At 71.2% G+C, this 4104-nt stretch carries 3 protein-coding genes; 2 read left to right on the plus strand and 1 reads right to left on the minus strand.

Annotation, left to right across the window (positions count from 1 at the left end; all coding sequences use genetic code 11):
• The first annotated feature begins 10 nt into the window (after positions 1-10).
• Together ABNT58_RS05785 and ABNT58_RS05790 are read left to right on the plus strand one after the other, a co-directional pair.
• The gene (locus ABNT58_RS05785; RefSeq protein WP_348752553.1) at positions 11-1234 is read left to right on the plus strand and encodes an alpha/beta fold hydrolase; all 1224 of its coding nucleotides are present in this window, start codon (positions 11-13) and stop codon (positions 1232-1234) included.
• On the plus strand, positions 1234-2544 hold the full coding sequence (locus ABNT58_RS05790) for a pitrilysin family protein (RefSeq protein ID WP_348752554.1): 1311 nt from the start codon (positions 1234-1236) through the stop codon (positions 2542-2544). The genes ABNT58_RS05785 and ABNT58_RS05790 overlap by 1 nt, the downstream gene beginning before the upstream one ends.
• Before the next feature lie 12 nt (positions 2545-2556).
• Here the strand turns inward: ABNT58_RS05790 and ABNT58_RS05795 are convergent.
• On the minus strand, positions 2557-4104 hold a 1548-nt coding region (locus ABNT58_RS05795), incomplete at its 5' end, for an ATP-binding protein (RefSeq protein WP_348752555.1).

Below are 4104 nucleotides of genomic sequence, written 5' to 3' on the forward strand. Positions count from 1 at the left end.
AGGAACAAGCATGAGCTCTCGCCAGGATGATTTCGACCGCGGCCTGAAGAACCGCCGCGCGGTGCTGGGCGATGCCTGGGTGGACAAGTCCACCGCCGGCGCCAATGCCTTCAATGCCGAGTTCCAGGACCTGATCACGCGCTTCGCGTGGAACGACATCTGGGGCCGCCCGGGCCTGGACCACACCACCCGCCGGCTGCTGGTGCTGGGCATGTGCATGGGCCTGGCCCGCTGGGAAGAGTTCGAGCTGCATTGCGGCGCCGCCATCCGCGGCGGTGTGCCGCTGGACACCATCAAGGAAGTGCTGATGCAGGGCGCCATCTACTGCGGCGTGCCGGCGGCCAACACCGCCTTCAAGCTCACGGTGGACATTTTGAAGAAGGAAGGCCTGCTGCCCGAACCCGCGCCGCTGACGCCCGGCCCGCGGGTGCAGATGCACCACACCTTCAGCCAGCCGCAGCTGCAGGTGGCGCTGCAGGGCACCGACAGCGGCCTGCCCATCGTGCTCAGCCATGCGCTGGGCCTGGACCTGCACATGTGGGACGGCTTGGCCGCCGAGCTGGGCAAGAGCCACCCGGTGCTGCGCTACGACCACCGCGGCCATGGCGGCTCGGCGGTGCCCGAAGCCGCCTTCACCATGGACGACCTGGTGGACGACGCGGCGCGGCTGATCCGCGAATGGGGCCGGGGCCCGGTGCTGTTCATCGGCCTGTCGATGGGTGGCATGGTGGGCCAGGGCCTGGCCATCCGCCACCCCGAGCTGGTCAAGGGCGTGGTGCTGGCCAACACCACCTCGCAATACCCCGATGCGGCCAAGACCGCCTGGGTGCAGCGCATCGAAACCGTCAAGGCCGGCGGCATGGCCGCAGTGGCCGACATGGTGGTGCAGCGCTACCTGCACGAAGACCACCGTCAGGCCCACCCCGCGCAGGCCGAGGCGCTGCGCAGCCGGCTGCTGCGCACCTCGGCGCAGGGTTATGCCGCCGCCTGCGCCGCGGTGATGTCGGTGGACTGGCAGGCCCGGCTGGGCGAGGTGAAGGCGCCCACGCTGGTGATCGCCGGCGCCCGCGACGCCGGTGCCACGCCGGCCATGGCCCAGGCCATTGCCGAGCAGGTGCCCGGCGCACAGCTGGAAGTGCTGGCCGACGCCAGCCACCTGAGCGTGCAGGAGACGCCGGCCGAGTTCATCCGGCTGCTGCAGGCCTTCATCGAGCGCGTGCGCCAGGCGGGCTGATGGTTCATCCGAAGTCGGTGCATCAGCAGGGCGATGCCAGCGTGGAGGTGGCCACGCTGGCCAATGGCGTGCAGGTGCTGGCCTTGCGGCTGCCGCAACTGCCCACCGCCAGCGTCAGCGTGTTCGTGCGCACCGGCAGCCTGCATGAAAGCCGGCGCAGCAACGGCATCAGCCATGTGGTCGAGCACATGGCCTTCAAGGGCACGGCGCAGCGCAACTGCCAGCAGATCAACCTCGATGCCGAGCTGCTGGGCGCCGAGGTCAATGCCCACACCGACAAGGACCACACCGCCTACCACATGCGCGGCCTGGCGGCCGATGCGCCGGCCTTCGTGGCGATGCTGGGTGACATCGTGCGCCACGGCACCTACCCCGAGGCCGAGCTGGCCCGTGAGCGCGACGTCATCCTGCAGGAGCTGAGCGAGGACGACGACGACCCGGTGAGCACCGCCTACAAGCTGTTCGACCACCACTGCTTCGGCGCCCACCCGATGGCGCTGCCGGTGATCGGTTCGCGCCGCGTGATCGAAACGCTGACCCGCGACGACCTGCTGGCCTATGTGGCGCGCCAGTACACCGGCGCCAACGTGGTGGTGGCCGCGGCCGGCGACGTGCAGCTGCAAAGCCTGGCCGCGGCGGCCGAAGCCGCCTTCGGCAGCATGCCGCCCGGCACGCCCAACACGGTGGCGGCGCCGCAGCACATCGGCGGTCTGGCCGCCAGGCGCCAGACCGGCGCCAGCCAGACGCATGTGGTGATGGGCTTTCCCATCCCCGCGCTGGCGCAGCCGCACCATGCGGCGGTGATGGCGGCGGCCGTGTTCGGCGAAGGCATGAGTTCGCCGCTGATGGACGAGATCCGCGAGCGGCGCGGCATCGCCTACTACTGCAGCTGCTCGGCCGACGTGTACGAGCATTGCGGCCAGTTCATCGTCGAGGCGTCGATGGACCCCGACCGGGTGGACGAATACCTGGGCGCCGTCACCGGCCTGCTGGCCGCGCATGCGCAGGGCATAGCTGCGGTGTCGCTGCAGCGCGCCCGCAAGCAGCTGCAGGTGCGTGAGCTGCTGGACGCCGAGCGCCCGCAGCGCCGGCTGGAACGCGCCGCGCTGGACCTGATGTCGCTGGGCCGCGTGCGCGATCCGCGCGAGCGCGCCGATGCTTTGGCCGCGCTCAGCGCCGCTGATGTGAGCCAGGCTTTTGCCGACCTGCTGCGCCAGCCGGTGGCGCTGGCCATGGCCGGGCGGGTGAAGCCCGGCGCCATCGACCGCGCGCGGCAGGCGCTGGCGGCCCAGGGCATCGGCGGGGTGTAGGCCCGCGCCGCGTCAGACCGGGGCAGGGCTGCGCCGCAGCCGGCGCTCCACATCGCCCGGAAAGCGCTGGAAGTCCAGCGGCTTGGTCCAGTAGTCGCTGGCGCCGGCCTGGCGGGCGGCTTCCACCTCGTCGGGCAGTGCGCTGGCCGACAGCACGATGATGGGCGAGGTGGCATGCGAGGCCGACGCCCGCAACGCGCGCAGCACGTCCAGTCCATGCATGTCGGGCAGCTGCAGGTCCAGCAGCACCAGGTCGTGCACCTGTTCGCTGGCCTGCGCCAGCCCTTCGGCGCCGGTGGTGGCCGTGACCACGCGCAGCCCGGGTGATTGCGACAGCAGCTGCTCGATCAACAGCGCGTTGATCGGGTTGTCTTCCACGCACAGCACGGTGGCCGGCGGTGCGTCGGCATCGGCCGCGGATGGTGCGGTTTCGTCCAGCGGCTCGGCATGGGCGCCCAGGTGGTCGGGCGGCAGCACCTCGTGCTGCGGCGGCGCACTGGCCGGCAGGCACAGCCGCACCTGGGTGCCGCGGCCGGCTTCGCTTTCGATCTCCAGTCGGCCGCCCATCAGCAGCATCAGCTCGCGCGCCAGGGCCAGGCCGATGCCGGTGCCTTCGAAGCCTTCGCGCTCGCGGCCCAGGCGGTTGAAGGGCTCGAACAGCCGGGCCTGCTGCTCGGCCGTCATGCCGATGCCGGTGTCGCTCACTTCGATGACCACCGTGTCGCCGACGGCGTGCGCGCCCACGCTGGCGCTGCCACCGGGCCGGTTGTACTTGATGGCGTTGGACAAGAGGTTGATCAGCACCTGCCGCAGGCGCGTGAGGTCGGCGCGCACGGCCACGGCCTCGGGGCCCGGGGGCGTCAGCGACAGCGTGATCTCGGCGCGGTCGGCCAGCGGCCGGTGCAGGGCCACGGTTTCCTGCAGCAGCGGCGCCAGGGACAGCGGCTCCAGCGCCACGTCGATCTGGCCGACCTCGGCCCGCGACAGGGCCAGCACGTCGTCCACCAGGGTCAGCAGGTGCCAGCCGGCGCGTTCCAGGTGGCCGATGTGCTCCAGGTCGGTGGGCAGCAGCCGCTGGCTGGCATCGCGCCGCAGCAGGGCCGCAAAGCCCAGGATGGCATGCAGCGGCGTGCGCAGCTCATGGCTGGTGCGCGAGAGGAATTCGCTCTTGGCCTGGTTGGCGGCCTGCGCCTCGGCCAGCGCGCGGCGGGTTTCGGCCGCCACCCGCAGGTCGCTGATGTCCAGCGCCGTCACCAGGCAGCAGGACTTGCCCATGTAGTCGATCAGGTCGGCGTTCATCACCTCGGGGTGCACACGGCCCTGGCGGTCGCGCACGCGCACCACCAGGTTGCGCACCTGGCCGTCCTCGCGCAGCCGGTGATAGAAGAGGTCGCGGTCTTCGTTCAGCAGCCCGCGCGAAAAGGCATTGGTCGAGCGGCCCACCATCTGCTCGCGCCGCAGCCCGAAGCGCTGGCAGGTGGCCTGGTTGACGTCGATCACGCTGCGGTCTTCGAACGACAGGATGGCCGAGGCCATCGGCGCGGTCTGGAACAGGCGTTC

Origin of the sequence: uncultured Aquincola sp., assembly GCF_964001545.1 — a bacterium.
Taxonomy (GTDB): domain Bacteria; phylum Pseudomonadota; class Gammaproteobacteria; order Burkholderiales; family Burkholderiaceae_C; genus Aquincola.

Bases quoted from the DNA above. Each gene is read 5' to 3' on its own strand.
- ABNT58_RS05785 (WP_348752553.1), top strand. From the start codon at position 11: ATGAGCTCTCGCCAGGATGATTTCGACCGCGGCCTGAAGAACCGCCGC.
- ABNT58_RS05790 (WP_348752554.1), top strand. From the start codon at position 1,234: ATGGTTCATCCGAAGTCGGTGCATCAGCAGGGCGATGCCAGCGTGGAG.